The sequence below is a fragment of the Luteimonas sp. A534 genome (genome assembly GCF_054072805.1).
This window is the reverse complement of the sequence record NZ_JBSVRR010000002.1, coordinates 543,028-557,338: the sequence shown is the minus strand read 5'-3', so window position 1 is coordinate 557,338 and position 14,311 is coordinate 543,028. Positions and strand designations below refer to the sequence as shown.

13 protein-coding genes and 1 pseudogene are annotated in these 14,311 nt (G+C 70.4%); 11 read left to right on the top strand and 3 right to left on the bottom strand.

Going from position 1 to position 14,311, the window contains the following annotated elements:
* Positions 1-12: 12 nt before the first annotated feature.
* The 4 genes and pseudogenes from mreC to rodA all read left to right on the top strand — a co-directional run bounded on the left by mreC (position 13) and on the right by rodA (position 4,470).
* Positions 13-912 carry a rod shape-determining protein MreC gene (gene mreC / locus ACW5F0_RS07250; protein WP_456965632.1) on the top strand — a complete coding sequence of 300 codons (900 nt, stop codon included), beginning with the start codon at positions 13-15 and terminating at the stop codon, positions 910-912.
* Complete coding sequence (gene mreD, locus ACW5F0_RS07245) at positions 909-1,394, top strand: rod shape-determining protein MreD (protein WP_456965633.1); 486 nt, start codon at positions 909-911, stop codon at positions 1,392-1,394. Before mreC ends, mreD begins: the two co-directional genes overlap by 4 nt.
* Positions 1,394-3,277 (top strand): annotated as a pseudogene (mrdA, locus tag ACW5F0_RS07240) (penicillin-binding protein 2); the annotation flags it as partial. The gene mreD and the pseudogene mrdA, both read left to right, overlap by 1 nt.
* 80 nt (positions 3,278-3,357) lie before the next feature.
* Positions 3,358-4,470 (top strand): rod shape-determining protein RodA, encoded by a 1,113-nt coding sequence (gene rodA, locus ACW5F0_RS07235; RefSeq protein ID WP_456965634.1) that lies wholly within the window; start codon positions 3,358-3,360, stop codon positions 4,468-4,470.
* A 42-nt stretch (positions 4,471-4,512) separates the two neighbouring features.
* On the opposite strand, the gene ACW5F0_RS07230 is transcribed toward rodA, so the two are convergent.
* On the bottom strand, positions 4,513-5,250 hold the full coding sequence (locus ACW5F0_RS07230; RefSeq protein WP_456965635.1) for a hypothetical protein: 738 nt from the start codon (positions 5,248-5,250) through the stop codon (positions 4,513-4,515).
* Between the two features lie 186 nt (positions 5,251-5,436).
* On the opposite strand from ACW5F0_RS07230, the gene mltB reads away from it, so the two are divergent.
* The 3 genes from mltB (at position 5,437) to ACW5F0_RS07215 (ending at position 9,201) form a co-directional block, all read left to right on the top strand.
* Positions 5,437-6,570, top strand: coding sequence for a lytic murein transglycosylase B (gene mltB / locus ACW5F0_RS07225; protein ID WP_456965636.1), 1,134 nt, complete (start codon positions 5,437-5,439; stop codon positions 6,568-6,570).
* Positions 6,567-7,901: a septal ring lytic transglycosylase RlpA family protein gene (locus ACW5F0_RS07220; RefSeq protein ID WP_456999398.1), complete on the top strand. Its 1,335-nt coding sequence runs from the start codon at positions 6,567-6,569 to the stop codon at positions 7,899-7,901. Before mltB ends, ACW5F0_RS07220 begins: the two co-directional genes overlap by 4 nt.
* Positions 7,902-7,977: 76 nt before the next feature.
* Positions 7,978-9,201 (top strand): D-alanyl-D-alanine carboxypeptidase family protein, encoded by a 1,224-nt coding sequence (locus ACW5F0_RS07215; RefSeq protein WP_456965638.1) that lies wholly within the window; start codon positions 7,978-7,980, stop codon positions 9,199-9,201.
* A 45-nt stretch (positions 9,202-9,246) separates the two neighbouring features.
* On the opposite strand, the gene ACW5F0_RS07210 is transcribed toward ACW5F0_RS07215, so the two are convergent.
* A complete protein-coding gene (locus ACW5F0_RS07210) occupies positions 9,247-9,375 on the bottom strand; it encodes a hypothetical protein (RefSeq protein ID WP_456999396.1) in 129 nt (42 codons plus the stop codon).
* Between the two features lie 16 nt (positions 9,376-9,391).
* Complete coding sequence (locus ACW5F0_RS07205; RefSeq protein ID WP_456965640.1) at positions 9,392-9,763, bottom strand: hypothetical protein; 372 nt, start codon at positions 9,761-9,763, stop codon at positions 9,392-9,394.
* A 147-nt stretch (positions 9,764-9,910) separates the two neighbouring features.
* Here ACW5F0_RS07205 and ACW5F0_RS07200 point away from each other — a divergent pair, with 147 nt between their 5' ends.
* The 4 genes from ACW5F0_RS07200 to ACW5F0_RS07185 all read left to right on the top strand — a co-directional run bounded on the left by ACW5F0_RS07200 (position 9,911) and on the right by ACW5F0_RS07185 (position 14,306).
* A complete protein-coding gene (locus ACW5F0_RS07200) occupies positions 9,911-10,189 on the top strand; it encodes a DUF493 family protein (RefSeq protein WP_456965641.1) in 279 nt (92 codons plus the stop codon).
* The gene (gene lipB, locus ACW5F0_RS07195; RefSeq protein ID WP_456965642.1) at positions 10,177-10,866 is read left to right on the top strand and encodes a lipoyl(octanoyl) transferase LipB; all 690 of its coding nucleotides are present in this window, start codon (positions 10,177-10,179) and stop codon (positions 10,864-10,866) included. The genes ACW5F0_RS07200 and lipB overlap by 13 nt, the downstream gene beginning before the upstream one ends.
* 83 nt (positions 10,867-10,949) lie before the next feature.
* On the top strand, positions 10,950-11,957 hold the full coding sequence (gene lipA / locus ACW5F0_RS07190; protein ID WP_456965643.1) for a lipoyl synthase: 1,008 nt from the start codon (positions 10,950-10,952) through the stop codon (positions 11,955-11,957).
* Between the two features lie 162 nt (positions 11,958-12,119).
* Positions 12,120-14,306 carry a carboxy terminal-processing peptidase gene (locus ACW5F0_RS07185; RefSeq protein WP_456965644.1) on the top strand — a complete coding sequence of 729 codons (2,187 nt, stop codon included), beginning with the start codon at positions 12,120-12,122 and terminating at the stop codon, positions 14,304-14,306.
* Positions 14,307-14,311 lie beyond the last annotated feature (5 nt).

The window sequence follows — 14,311 nt, the reverse complement described above, 5'->3', positions numbered from 1 at the left end:
CCGGCCCCCACAGTGTCCAACTACGCCGGTTCCGCCACCCCCCGATCCAGTGACGTTGCCGGCACGCTTCGGCTGCTCGCCTATCTCGCGCTGTCGGTCACGCTGATCGTGCTCGACCACCGCGGTGACTGGCTGGCCCAGGCGCGCGGCCACGGCAGCGTCGCCATGCAGCCGGTGTGGTGGCTGGCGGGGCTGCCCTCGCGCCTGGGCGAGGGCCTGCGCGACGATGCCGCCACCCGTGCGCGCTTGTCGGAAGAGAACAGGCGCCTGCGCAACGAACTAATGCTCGGCGCTGCGCGCCAGGCGCGGCTGCAGGTCGAGGCCGAAGAGAACGCGCGCCTGCGCGGCCTGCTCGGCGCCGCCGAGCGCGGCGGCCAGGCCGTGCAGCTGGCGCCGATCCTCGACGTCGACCTCGACCCCACCCGCCAGCGCCTGATGCTCAATGCCGGCACCCGCAGCGGCGTGCGCCGGGGGCAGGCGGTGATCGATGCCAGCGGCCTGGTGGGGCAGGTGATCGAGGCCACGCCGACCACTGCGGTGGTGCTGCTGCTGACCGACCCCGACCACGCGGTGCCGGTGGCGGTCGCGCGCACCGGCGTGCGCCTGATCGTCTACGGCACCGGCCGGAGCGACATGCTGGAGCTGCGCAACGTGCCGCTGTCGAGCGACGTGCGCGCCGGCGACGTGCTGATCACCTCCGGCCTGGGCGGGCGCTTCCCGCCGGGCTTCCCGGTGGGCACGATCGCCTCGCTGCGTCCCAACGACAGCCGCGCCTTCCTGGTCGGCGACGTGAATGCCGCAGCCCAGCTCGACCGCGGCCGCGACGTGCTGCTGTTGCGCGACGAGCCGCAGGATCCGGTGCCAACGGATGCGGGCACGCCGGCGGATTCGCCGGGCGGAGCGGGCGGATGAGTTCACGAGGCCGTTTCTGGGTGCTCCCGGTCAGCGTGCTGCTGGCCCTGCTGCTGGGGCTGCTGCCGATGCCGGCGCTGTTGCAGCCCGTGCGCCCCTACTGGCTGGCGCTGGTGCTGGCGTACTGGGTGATCGAGGACAGCGAACGCGTGGGTCTGGGCTTCGCGTTCGCGGCGGGCCTGGTGGCGGACCTCGCCTTCGGCGGGCTGCTCGGCGAACAGGCGCTGCGCCTGGTGGTGATGACCTTCATCCTGCAGCGCTTCCGCACCCAGCTGCGCTTCTTCCCGATGCCGCAGCAGGCGCTGGCGATTGGCGGCCTGCTGCTCAACGACCGCGTGATCAGCACCATCATCCACCTGGGCCTGGGTGAACCGGTGCTGCCGCTGGCCTACTGGTGGGCGCCGCTGCCGGGCATGCTGCTGTGGCCACCCCTGTTCGTGCTGCTGGACGCGCTGCGCATGGGCCGCGGCGCACGCCGGTGATGGTCGGCGCGCGCGGCCGCCGGTTGCGCAACCCCGAGGCGGAGGCGCGGATGTTCCGCGGCCGCGCGCTGTTCGGCTTCGCGGTCGTGCTGCTGTCGCTGGCCGGGCTTGCGGGCTGGTACTTCAAGCTGCAGGTGCTCGACCACGACGACTACGCCAAGCGCTCGCAGGCCAACCGCATCAAGCCGCGGCCGGTGGTCCCCGGGCGCGGCCTGATCCTCGACCGCGAAGGCCGCATCCTGGCCGACAACATCCCGGCCTACCGCCTGGACGTGACGCCGGAGGAGGCCGGCGACATCCCGGCGCTGGTCGAGGCGCTGTCGGCCGTGGTCGAGCTCTCGCCGGAAGACATCGAACGCTTCGAGGCCACGCGCAAGTCCACGCGCTCCTTCCGGGCGATCCCGCTCAAGCTGCGCATCGACGACGAGGAAGCCGCGCGCTTCGCGGTCGAGCGCTGGCGTTTCCCCGGCGTCGAGCTCGTGCCCTACCTCAACCGCCGCTATCCCTACGGCGACCTGCTGGCGCACGTGGTCGGTTACGTCGGACGCACCGACGAGGACGACATCGCGCGCTTCGGCGAAGGCCATGCGGTGTTCACCCACACCGGACGCGCCGGCCTCGAGCGCTATTACGACGAGGCCCTGCGCGGCGTGGTCGGCTACGAGCAGGTCGAGACCAACGTCGAGGGGCGCGCCCTGGGGCGGCTCGGGCTGGTGCCGGCCACGGCGGGGGGCGACCTGAAGCTGTCGATCGACGCCGAACTGCAGCGCGCGATGGTGCTCGCATTCGGCGAGATGCACGGCTCGGCGGTGGCGGTGGATCCGGCCACCGGCCAGGTACTGGCCATGGTCAGCCTGCCCAGCTACGACCCCAACCTGTTCGTCAACGGGATCTCCACCACCGACTACCGCGCACTGATGGACGACCCGGCGCGGCCGCTGTTCAACCGCAACGTGCTCGGCGGCGGGCCGCCGGGCTCGATCGTGAAGCCCTTCGTGGCCCTGGCCGGGCTCGACAGCGGCCTGCGCACGCCGGAAAGCCAGGTGTTCTCGACGGGCGAGTTCTTCATCCCCGGGCAGAGCCGCGGCTACCGCGATGCCGGCCGCGCCGCCGGCTGGGTCGCCCTGCGCGACTCCATCTCGCGCTCGATCAACTACTACTACTACAAGCTTGCCTATGACCTGGGCATCGACCGCTTCGCGGAGTACATGCACCGCTACGGCTTCGGCGAGCCCACCGGCATCGACCTCACCGGGGAAACCTCCGGCATCGTGCCTTCCAGGGAGTGGAAGCTGCGCAACAGCCGGGAGCCCTGGTACCCGGGCGAGACCGTGATCGCCGGCATCGGCCAGGGCTACTGGGTGACCACCGCGCTGCAGATGGCGCGTGGCACCGCGGCGATCGCCAACGGCGGCGACCTGCACCCGCTGCGCCTGGTGGCGGAGCGGCGCAGCGGCTATGACGCACCCTGGCTGCCGCTCGCAGTGCCCCCCGCGCCGCGCATCACCGACAACCCGGCGCACCTGCACGCGGTGCAGGAAGGCATGGAAGCCACCATCCACGGCCGCGGCACGGCGACGGCGATGGCGCGCGGGGCGCCCTACCGCATGGCCGGCAAGACCGGCACCGCGCAGCGGATCAGCCGTCGCGGCAGCGTCAGCCTGGATCCGCGCACGCTGCCCTACCACCTGCGCCACCAGGCCCTGTTCGCCGGCTACGCGCCCGCGGAGCAGCCGACGATCGCACTGGTGGTCGTGGTGGAGCACGGCGGCTACGGCGGTGCCACGGCGGCGCCGATCGCGCGGCGCATCTTCGATGCCTGGCTGCTCGGCGAGATGCCCGAAGCGGCCTCGGCGGTCGATGGCGAGGACGGGCCGGTGGCCGATCCATTTGAAAACGTGGCATCGGCGGTCATCGGCGGTCCCGGGGCACGGGTGCTGGACGACGGCGTGGAGCTGCAGCCTTGAACATCATCCTGGGCTTCCTGCTCGAGCTGCTGCAGCGCTTCGTGCGCACCCTGGACTGGGTGCTGCTGGGCGCGCTGGTGGCGCTGATGGGCATCGGCCTGGCGGTGCTGTACAGCGCGGGTGGGCAGAATCCCGCCCTGGTCACCTCGCAGGGCGCGCGCTACGGCGTGGGCCTGGGCGTGCTGTGGCTGCTGTCGCGGGTGCCCCTGCTGCGGCTGCGCGACGCGGCGCCGGCGGTGTACCTGGTGTCGCTGCTGCCGCTGGTGGCGGTGCTGTTCGTGGGCACCGGGCGCAGCGGCGCGCACTGGCTCGACCTGGGCGTGTTCTATTTCCAGCCCGCGGAGCTGCTCAAGCTCAGCCTGCCGCTGGCGGTCGCCTGGTATCTCAACGAGCGCCCGCAGCCGCCGGGCTTCGTGACCACCGTGTTGGGCATGCTGGTGGTGGCGTTGCCCACCGGGCTCATCCTGCTGCAGCCGGACTTCGGCACGGCGATGCTGGTCGCCACCAGCGGCGTGTTCGTGCTGTTCCTCGCCGGCATGTCGTGGTGGTGGTTCGTGGCCGCGGGAGCCGCGGCGGCGGCGGTCGCGCCGGCGGCATGGGTCTGGCTGCTGCGGCCGTACCAGAAGGACCGGATCCTCACGTTCCTCGACCCGGAATCGGACCCCCTGGGCGCGGGCTGGAACATCATCCAGTCGAAGATCGCGATCGGCTCCGGCGGCCTGGGCGGGCAGGGCTGGGGGCAGGGCTCGCAGTCACACCTCAACTACGTGCCCGAGCACACCACCGACTTCATCTTCGCGGTGCTGTCGGAGGAGTTCGGCTGGTTCGGCGTGGTCACGGTGCTGGCCCTGTACCTGGTGGTGGTGGGGCGTTGCCTGTGGATCGCGGCGGCGTCGCGCGACGGCTTCGGGCGGTTGCTGGCCGGCGCCCTGGGACTTGCGCTCTTCGTCTATGTGCTGGTCAACGGCGGCATGGTCTCGGGGCTGCTGCCGGTCGTGGGCGTGCCGATGCCGCTGCTGAGCTTCGGCGGTACCGCAGCGGTGTCGCTGCTCGCGGGCATGGGCGTGGTGATGGCGGTCCACGCCGGGCGACCGGTGCGCGGGCGCTGAGCGCGGCCGCCGGCCTCAGTGGCGGCGGCCGCGCGTGCACGGTCAGCCCGCGGGCGCGGCGGGGCGCAGCGTCTCCGGCGTCACCTGGCCCGTGACGTCTCCCTTTTCGTCCAGGAAGTCGATCGAGGCGGCACCCTCCGGCGTGACTTTCAGCTGCATGCGCGGGAGGCCCTGGGCGTCACTCAGCATCAAGGTCGCGTCGCCACCGCCGTTGCGGCCCACGAACAAGCGGCCGGCGCCGTAGTGGTTTTCCTTGTTGCGGGCGGCCATGAGTGCCTTGCGCTCGTCCGCCGGCATGGCATCGAGCGTGGCCTTCTCCTGGAAATCCAGGGCGATCGAGCGATCCGGGCGATCCGAGACCTGCATCCCGGCCAGCACGCGATTGCCACCCTGGTCCAGGCCCATGATCTGCACGACCTGGTCCTGCTCGTAGCGGTCGAAGGTCAGGCTGCCGCCGGAGCGGACCTTGCCGTCGGGCCCCTTGCTGCCGGCAAAGATCAGGCCCCCGACTTCCGAGCCTTCGTCGTTGTAGAACAGCATGCCGGCCTGTGGACGGGGATGCTCGTACTCCTGGTCCTTGATGATGGCGCCCGGGAACCGCGCCGAGCTGGACAGTACGTAGCGCAGGGTGCCGTCGGGTTCGCGCAGGTTGAGCCGCTGCACGTCGAGCTCCTCGAACGTGGCGCTGTTGCCCGAGGTGGCGCCGGTCAGCAGCGCCGTGGCGACGGCGACCGTGAGCACGCCGGCATAGAGGGTGAGATAGCGTTCCGCGCGGGTCATGTCCATTCCTTCCGTTGGTTTTGGAGCCCGCAGCGTCTCCCGCTCGCATACCGCATGTATGTGCGTATCGTCATGGGGAGGAATGGCCGCACGCCGTGACCGCAAGTGGCTCCGGCGCACGCGCCGCAACCGGCGTTCAGGTGGCGCCAAGCCAAGCCCGCGGGGCTGCGTGATACGCTCCCGAAGATGCTTAAACATCCGCTGGCAATCCTCACCGCCGCCCTTGTTTCGTCCGCGCTGTTCGCCTGTGCAACCCCTGCGGCAACCCCGCCGGAAGCGGCGGACGCGACAGGACCGCAAGCCCCGATCGTGCCTGTCCCGCAGGATGCGGCGCCCGCGCTGCTGCCTGCCGTGCCACAGCCCCCGGAGCGCCCGGTCGCACCGCCGTCGGTGACCGATCCGACGATCGGCCGCGAGCAGCGCATCGCCGCCTTCGTCGACTACACCGCGACCACCTACGGCGTCGATCGCGCGCATATCCGCAGCGTGCTCGCGGGCGCGGAGCACAGGCAGTCGATCATCGACGCCATGTCGCGCCCCGCCGAGGCCGTGCGTCCCTGGCGCGACTACCGCCCGATCTTCATCAACGATGCCCGCATCAGCGGCGGCAAGGCCTTCTACGCCGAGAACCGCGAGGCGCTCGACCGCGTGGCCGCGGAGACCGGCGTGCCGGCCGAGTACATCGTCGCCATCATCGGCGTCGAGACCAGCTACGGCCGCATCACCGGCAACCATCGCGTGCTCGATGCGCTGTACACGCTGGCCTTCGGCTTCCCGAAGCGCGCGCCCTTCTTTGCCGGCGAGCTGGCGCAGCTGTTCGCGCTGGCCAAGGAAGAGCCCCAGCTCGACATCGTCGCGCTCAAGGGCAGCTATGCCGGCGCCATGGGCATGGGCCAGTTCATGCCGTCCAGCTACCGGCTGTGGGCGAAGGACGGCGACGGCGACGGCCGCCGCGACCTGCTCACCCACAAGCCCGACGTGTTCGCCTCGATCGCCAACTACTTCGTGATCCATGGCTGGGAACGCGGGGCCCCGGTGGTCGCGCGTGCCAGTCGCGACGCGGATGCCGCGGACTTCAAGCCCGATGGCCTCGATCCGGTGCATCCACTGCCGGCCCTTGCCGAGCGTGGCTACCGGCCACTGCCCGGCCAGCCGCTCGCCGAGGGCGCGACCCTGCTGTCCTTCGATGGCGCGAACGGCCCCGAGTACTGGCTCGGCTACCGCAATTTCTACGTCATCAGCCGCTACAACCGCTCGCCGATGTATTCGCTGGCCGTGCACCAGCTGGCGCAGGCGATCGCGGGGCGCGAACCGCAATGAGTCCGTGGCGCGCGAAGCCCGCGTGCTGGGCGATCGCCGCCGCGGTGCTGCTGTTGGCCGGCTGCGCAGGTGCGCCCAAGCGCGCCCCGGCGCCCACCGGCGAAGCACCTGCGACGCCCGGGCCCGCGGATGGGCCGAGGGTCTCGCCCTACGCGCCGGCGCGGGAAGATCCATCCACCCGCGGCGATTACGTGGCTGGCGGCCTGTACAAGCCCGGCGTCGCGGACACGACCCCCGACTACGTCCCCGACGTGGACGCGATCCCCGAGCCGGAGGTGGTGGCGCTGGAGCGATCGCGCCATGGCAACCGCCCGACGTACAAGGTGCTGGGCAAGTCCTACCACGTGCTTGACGACGCCGAGGGCTTCGTCGAGACCGGGCAGGCGTCCTATTACGGGCAGAAATTCCATGGCCGCCTGACCTCCAACCAGGAGGTCTACGACATGTACGCGTTCACTGCGGCACACAAGTCGCTGCCGCTGCCGAGCTTCGCGCGCGTGACCAACCTCGACAACGGCAAGTCGGTGGTCGTGCGGGTGAATGACCGCGGCCCCTTCCACGAGGGGCGGGTGGTCGATCTCAGCTATGCCGCGGCGGTGAAGATCGGCGTGCATCCGCGCGGCACCGCGCGCGTGGAGGTGCGTGCACTGAGCCCCGGCGAAAACGCGCGCCACCAGCCCGATACCCGCGTCGCCGCGATCGATCCGGCGACCGGCCTGCCGCCCGGTGTACGCGTGGCCACCGGCCGGCCGCAGCCGATGCCGCCGAGCGCGATGGATGGCCTCGTGGCGGGCTTGCCTGCCGCGCAGCCGGACGCAGCGCAGGACTGGCGCTTCGACATGCACCAGGACGGCCGCGCGATGACCGCTGACGAATTCGACGCCTGGATGAAGTCCCGCCGCGCGCGTGTTGCCACGGGTCGCGCGGGCAAGCCCGACCCCTATGGCTCGGCCGCGCCGGGTGCCGTGGCGAGCGCGGCCGCGAACGCGAACGCGAATACGCCGGCTGCGCCTTCACCAACACCCTCGGCGAGCTCCGCCCTTGCGTCCTCTTCCACCCCGGTCGCTGCAGCCCCTCCGGGCCGGACGTCAGACTCCGGTGCCGGCGTGCTCCTGCAGGTCGCGGCCTTCGGGTCCAGGGCCAATGCCGAGCGCGCGCTGGCCCTGCTCGGCAGGGCCGGCATCGCCGGCGCGCGGCTGTACGACGGCAGTGCCGCCGGCAAGCCCGTCTGGCGCCTGCGCGTCGGACCGGTGGCGCCAACCGTGGTCGCGGAACTCAGCGCCCGCGTCGCGGGTCTGGGGTTCGGTGCGCCGCACCCCGTGCGCGAGTGACTCGCGCGGTTAAAATAGCCTCTTGTCCATGCCGTCCGTACGCGGGCGGCCCGAAGTTTCCGGAGTTCCCTGCCTGATGAAAGCCCACGCCGTCCGCGTCGCGCTGTTCGCCGCTGTTTCCGTCGCCACGCTCGGCCTTGCCTTTGCCCAGGATCCCGCGCCCGCCCAGCCTGCTCCCGCGCCGGCGCCTGCACTGAGCGAAGAGCTGCCCGTGCCCAGCGCGCCCGATGTCACCGCCACCGCCTGGGTGTTGATGGATCACGCCACCGGCCAGGTGCTGGCGGGGGAGAACATCGACGAGCGCGTCGAGCCCGCGAGCATCACCAAGGTGATGACCAGCTACGTGATCGCCGCCGAGATGGCGGCTGGCAAGCTCGGCAACGACGACGATGTGATGATGAGCGTCAACGCCTGGCGCAGCGGTGGCGCCGGCACCGACGGCAGCTACAGCGGCTTCGAGGTCAACAAGACCGCCAAGCTGATCGAGATGGAAAAGGGCATGACCGTGCAGTCGGGCAACGACGCCGCGATCGCCCTGGCCGAGCACGTTGCCGGCTCCGAGGAGGCCTTCGCGGCGCTGATGAACGCCTACGCTGCGCGTATCGGCATGGAGAACACGCACTTCGTGAACTCGCATGGCCTGTCGCACCCGGAGCACTTCTCCACCGCGCGCGACCTGGCCCTGCTCGGCCGCGCGCTGGCCCGCGACTTTCCCGACCACTACGCCTACAACAAGATCAAGGAGTTCCAGGTCGGGCGCATGGACCCGCAGATGAACCGGAACGTGCTGCTGTGGCGCGACCCGAGCGTGGACGGCATCAAGACCGGCCACCACTCCGGCGCCGGCTACTGCCTGATGGCTTCGGCCAAGCGCGGCGACCAGCGCCTGATCTCGGTGGTGATGGGCTCGACCAGCGAATCCAAGCGCGCGACCGACTCCCAGGCCCTGCTCAACTGGGGCTTCCGCTTCTTCGAGACCCACGAGCTCTACGCCGCCGGCGAACCGGTGGCCACCCAGAAGATCTGGAAGGGCAAGGTCAACGAGATCGGCCTTGGCGTGGCGCAGCCGCTGCTGGTGAGCATGCAGCGCGGCCAGTACGCGAAGCTGCAGCCGAGCATGGACGTGCCGCGCACCCTGGTGGCGCCGCTCGAGCGCGGCCAGGCCGTGGGCACGGTGCGGGTGATGCTCGACGGCAAGCAGGTGGCCGAGGCGCCGCTGGTGGCGCTGGAAGAAGTGCCCGAAGCCGGCTTCTTCAAGCGCTTGTGGCACGAACTGCTGATGTGGTGGCAGTCGGTGTAGGAGGGGCTCGGCTACAGCCGCGATTGGAGAGGGGATCCGGCGGGGTCAGCGCGCGTTCGAGAGCTGGGCGGAATTGATCCAGCCGCGGTTGCCGACCTCGTCCTCCACCTCCCACATCGTTCCTTCCTTGACGCCGGTGGGATAGAGCAGCATCCCCGGATCGAGGTCGCGCACGGCGCCGCCGCTGCCGTCAGCTGACTTCAGCAGCCGGCCCGGGCGGGTCAGGGTGACCGCCTGGCTGGCATTGCCAGCCGACATCGGTCTTGCTGGCATGGCCTTCGGTCATGGCGACCTGCTCCGAGGAGCGCGCATCGGTGACGGTCAGCACCACGTCGGCCGTGCTGCGCTTGAGGTTGACCCCGCCGACCACCGCCGCCGCGTGCCGGTTGCCGAGCAGGCCGCCGACCAGGCCGCCGATGTTGGTGCCGCCGCGAAGCTCGCCCGAGGACGCCAGCGCGCGCTCGGCCTGCATCGCCTGCATGCCGGCGCCGCCAGGCGCTGGCCGGTCCACCAGTTCTGGCCGGTCGGCTCGATCACCGCGATGGTGCCCAGGGCGCGACACGGGCGGCTCCGCTGAGACGGGGGTATCCCCTGTCCATCGTCGAACGCGCTCCACCACCGCCAGGGGACGCCGATCGTTGCAATGCCCGGGCCGCGCTGTTGCGGCCACGGCGTTGGGAACCCGGCGGCGCGGCCCCATAATCGGTCGATGGAGATCAAATCCGACAATCCCGACCACGGCTTCCAGTTCCCCGGCGATTTCGAGATCACCGCCATGGGTCCGGCTTCGGCCCGGCTCGAGGTGGAGGTGCCGAACCTGCTGCGCGCAGCGGGACTGACCGTGGTCCACGAGACGCTGACCATCCGGCCTTCGAGCGGCGGCCGCTACGTGTCGGTGCGCCTGAGCTTCCGTGCCAATTCGCGCGAAGAGTACGAGAGCGCGCACGCCGCGCTGCGCGAACACCCCGAGGTGAAGTGGACGCTGTAGCCGCTCCGGGCGCACGTCCGCTGCTGGTGCGCGACCTCGGCCGGCGTGCCTACGAACCGGTGTGGCGCGCGATGCAGGCCTTCACCGACGCCCGCGATGCGGACACGCCGGACGAACTGTGGCTGGTCGAGCACGACCCGGTGTTCACGCTCGGCCAGGCCGGCAAGCCCGAACACGTGCTGGCGCCGGGCGACATCCCGGTGCTGAAGGTCGATCGCGGCGGCCAGGTGACTTACCACGGCCCCGGCCAGCTCGTGGCCTATCCACTGTTCGAACTGAAGCGGATGAAGGTCGGCGTGCGCGACTACGTCTGCAGGATCGAGCAGGCGATCATCGACACGCTGGCCGGCTGGGACATCGCCGCGCAGCGCCGGGACGGCGCGCCGGGCGTGTACGTCGACAACGGCGCCAAGATCGCCGCGCTCGGCATCCGCGTGCGCCGCGGCTGCACCTTCCACGGCCTGGCCTTCAACATCGCCATGGACCTGGAGCCGTTCCACCGCATCAACCCCTGCGGCTACGCCGGGCTGGAAGTGACCTCGGTGGTAGAATGCGGCGGTCCCGCAAGCCTCGCAGCCGCCCGCCCCGCGCTGGTCGCGGCCCTTGCCGCGCAGTTCGGTTTGTCGGCGGTGGAGGCTGCGGAAGAGAGCGCTTTTGCCACGGATTTACGCGGATGACGCGGATCAGGGGCAAAAGCCTTAGCGGCAGAGCTTCTCCGCTTTATCCGCGTTCATCCGCGTAAATCCGTGGCCAAAAAATCATGACCAACATCCCCGCCGCCAAGTCCATCCCGCTCGAAGTCGTCGCCGATGCGCCGCCGTCCCTGGTGCCGGGCGTGAAGCAAGTGGCGGGGGACAAGATCGCGCGGTCGCCGGTGCAGTTCGTGGATGCGCCGGTACTGCGCAAGCCGTCGTGGATCCGGGTCCGGATCCCGTCCAACGGCGCGGTGGCTGCGCTGAAGTCGAAGCTGCGCGAGAACCGCCTGGTCACGGTGTGCGAAGACGCCAGCTGCCCGAACATCCACGAGTGCTTCGGCCATGGCACCGCCACGTTCATGATCCTGGGCGAGGTCTGCACCCGCCGCTGCAGCTTCTGCGACGTCGCCCACGGCCGGCCGAAGCCGCCGGATGCGGACGAGCCGCGTCGCCTGGCCGAGACCGTCGCCGACATGGGCCTGAAGTACGTGGTGGTGACCTCGGTCGACCGCGACGACCTGCGCGATGGCGGTGCCCAGCACTTCGTCGACTGCATCGCGGCCATCCGCACGGCCACGCCGTCCACGAAGATCGAAATCCTGACGCCGGACTTCCGCGGCAAGGGCCGCATGGACCGCGCGCTGGAGATCCTGGCCGCCAATCCGCCGGACGTCTTCAACCACAACGTCGAAACCGTCCCGGACCTGTACCGCAACGTGCGCCCGGGCGCCGACTACCAGTGGTCGCTGACCCTGCTCAAGCGCTTCAAGGCCCAGCACCCGGACATCGCCACCAAGTCCGGGATCATGCTCGGCCTGGGCGAGACCCTGGAGCAGGTGCAGGCCACCCTGCGCGACCTGCGTGCGCACGATGTCGACATGATCACCATCGGCCAGTACCTGCAGCCAAGCGCCCACCACCACCCGGTGCTGCGCTACTGGACGCCCGAGGAGTTCAAGGCCTTCGAGGACTACGGGATGGCGCTCGGCTTCACCCACGTCGCCTCCGGGCCGCTGGTGCGCTCGTCCTACCATGCCGACCGCCAGGCCGCAGGTGCCGGCGTCGCCGGCTGAGCGCCAGCGCGCCGCTTGGCGAATTGTTCACACCCCGCCCCGTGGCCGCGGTTAGAGTGGCTTCGGGCACCATGATGCGACTTCCAGCACTGTCCGGCCCCTATCCGGAAACGGCATGGTGCGAGGACGCTGCGCCCCCCACGTGAGCACCGAGCCGAACGCATGAAAGCACGCCAAGCCCTGTCCGCCACCGCCATTGCGCTGGCCCTCGCGATGCCGCTGGCGCTCATGGCGCGCGCGGACGGAGACGCAATCCCGGCGGCACCGACCGCGGACCACGCGACCACGTCGAAGCTGGTCTACGGCCTGCTGTCCGACAGCCGTTACGCCTATCGGCCGCGTGGGCTGGACGCGACCCTGTCGCAGGACATCTTCCGTCGCTACCTGGAAGCGCTGGACGGCAACAAGCTGTTCCTGGACGCGGCCGACGTCGCACGCTTCCAGCCCTTCGAGTCGCGCATGGGTGAAGCCGTGCGCAATGGCGACACCGGGCCGGCGATGGAGATGTACGCGGTCTACAAGCAGCGCGTGGACCAGCGCGTGGAGTACGCACGCAGCCTGCTGAAGCAGGACATCTTCGATTTCGAGGGCGAGGAGCGCTGGTACTACGACCGCGAGGACGCGGCCTGGGCCGCGGACGGCGCGGAGCTCGACGAGCTGTGGAAGAAGTCTGTGCGCAACGACTGGCTGCGCCTGAAGCTTGCGGGCAAGGAGCCGTCCGAGATCCGCGCGACGCTCGACAAGCGCTACGCCAACATCTCCACCAGCGTCGCCCAGCTCAACAACGAAGACGCGTTCCAGACCTTCCTCAACGCCTACACCTCTTCAATCGACCCGCACACGGATTACTTCAACCCGCGCACCGCCGGCCTGTTCAACCAGAGCATGTCGCTGTCGCTGGAAGGCATCGGCGCGCAGCTGCAGAAGCAGGATGACGTCGTGGTGATCCGTGAGCTGATCGCCGGCGGCCCCGCCGCGAGCAGCAACAAGTTCACCCCCGGCGATCGCATCGTCGGCGTCGGCCAGGACCGGAGCGGGCCGATGGAAGACGTGATCGGCTGGCGCATCGACGACGTGGTCGAAAAGATCAAGGGCAAGGCCGGCAGCCAGGTGCGGCTGGACGTGGTGCCGGTGGAGGCGCTGCTCGACAGCGAACCCGTGCGCATCACCCTCACCCGCGCCAAGGTGCGGCTGGAAGAGCAGGCGGCCAAGTCCAAGGTGATCGACATTCCCGCAAGCCCGGTCGGCGATGCCAAGCGCATCGGCGTGATCGAGCTGCCGGCGTTCTACCAGGACTTCGAGGGCCGGCGCAGCCGCAACGGCGACTACGCCTCGGCCACTCGCGACGTCGCGCGGATCCTCGGCGAGTTCCGCGAGCAGGGCATGGACGGCATCGTGCTGGACCTGCGCAACAACGGCGGCGGCTCGCTCAACGAAGCGGTGGAGCTGACCGGCCTCTTCATCGACACCGGCCCGGTGGTGCAGGTGCGAGAGTCGGGTGGCCGGGTGAACGTCGAGGCCGACCGCAAGGCCGGGGTGTCCTGGGAGGGTCCGCTGGCGGTGCTGGTCAACCGCGGTTCGGCGTCCGCTTCCGAGATCGTCGCCGGCGCCATCCAGGACTATGGCCGCGGGCTGGTCATCGGCGAGACCACCTTCGGCAAGGGCACGGTGCAGAACCTGTTCGACCTCGACCGCTGGCCGGCCAACGAGGGCACGCGCCACGGCCAGGTCAAGATGACCATCGCCCAGTTCTTCCTGCCCGGTGGCAGCAGCACCCAGAACAAGGGCGTGGTGCCCGACATCCGTTTCCCGGCCACGGTCAACGGCAGCGAGTTCGGCGAAAGCACATACGACAACGCGCTGCCCTGGACGCGCATCTCGGCGGTGCCGCACACGCAGTACGGCAACTTCGCGCCGCTGCTCCCGCGCCTGGACGAGCTTCATGCCGGCCGCGTGGCCGCCGACCGCGAGTTCCAGTGGTGGAAGGAAGACGTGGCCGAGTTCCGCGCCGAGGCCGACAAGGACTACATCTCGCTCAACGAGGCCGAACGCCGCGCCGAGCGCGATCGCCAGGCGGCGAAGCGCACCGATCGCCAGGAAGAACGCAAGCGCCTGGGCCTGGACCTGGATCCGCTGGCCGAGCTTGCCGCGGACGACGGCCTGACCGCCAACGAGCGCGACATCGCTGCCGACACGGCGCGCGAGGAAGCCGCCGAACAGCGCCCCGACCCGCTGCTGCGCGAAACCGCCGCGATCCTTGCCGATGCGGTACGCCTGCTCAACGCCGACCGCCAGCTGTCGGCGGCGGTACTGCCGGAGTCCACGGGCCCCGGCCGCTGGGCGCGCTGAGAGCT

Excerpts from the sequence above, each read along its gene's own strand:
- lipA (WP_456965643.1), top strand. The coding sequence starts at position 10,950 with ATGACCAACATCCCCGCCGCCAAGTCCATCCCGCTCGAAGTCGTCGCC.
- mreD (WP_456965633.1), top strand. The coding sequence starts at position 909 with ATGAGTTCACGAGGCCGTTTCTGGGTGCTCCCGGTCAGCGTGCTGCTG.
- ACW5F0_RS07220 (WP_456999398.1), top strand. The coding sequence starts at position 6,567 with ATGAGTCCGTGGCGCGCGAAGCCCGCGTGCTGGGCGATCGCCGCCGCG.
- ACW5F0_RS07215 (WP_456965638.1), top strand. The coding sequence starts at position 7,978 with ATGAAAGCCCACGCCGTCCGCGTCGCGCTGTTCGCCGCTGTTTCCGTC.
- ACW5F0_RS07185 (WP_456965644.1), top strand. The coding sequence starts at position 12,120 with ATGAAAGCACGCCAAGCCCTGTCCGCCACCGCCATTGCGCTGGCCCTC.
- ACW5F0_RS07200 (WP_456965641.1), top strand. The coding sequence starts at position 9,911 with ATGGAGATCAAATCCGACAATCCCGACCACGGCTTCCAGTTCCCCGGC.
- mltB (WP_456965636.1), top strand. The coding sequence starts at position 5,437 with ATGCTTAAACATCCGCTGGCAATCCTCACCGCCGCCCTTGTTTCGTCC.
- ACW5F0_RS07230 (WP_456965635.1), bottom strand. The coding sequence starts at position 5,250 with ATGACCCGCGCGGAACGCTATCTCACCCTCTATGCCGGCGTGCTCACG.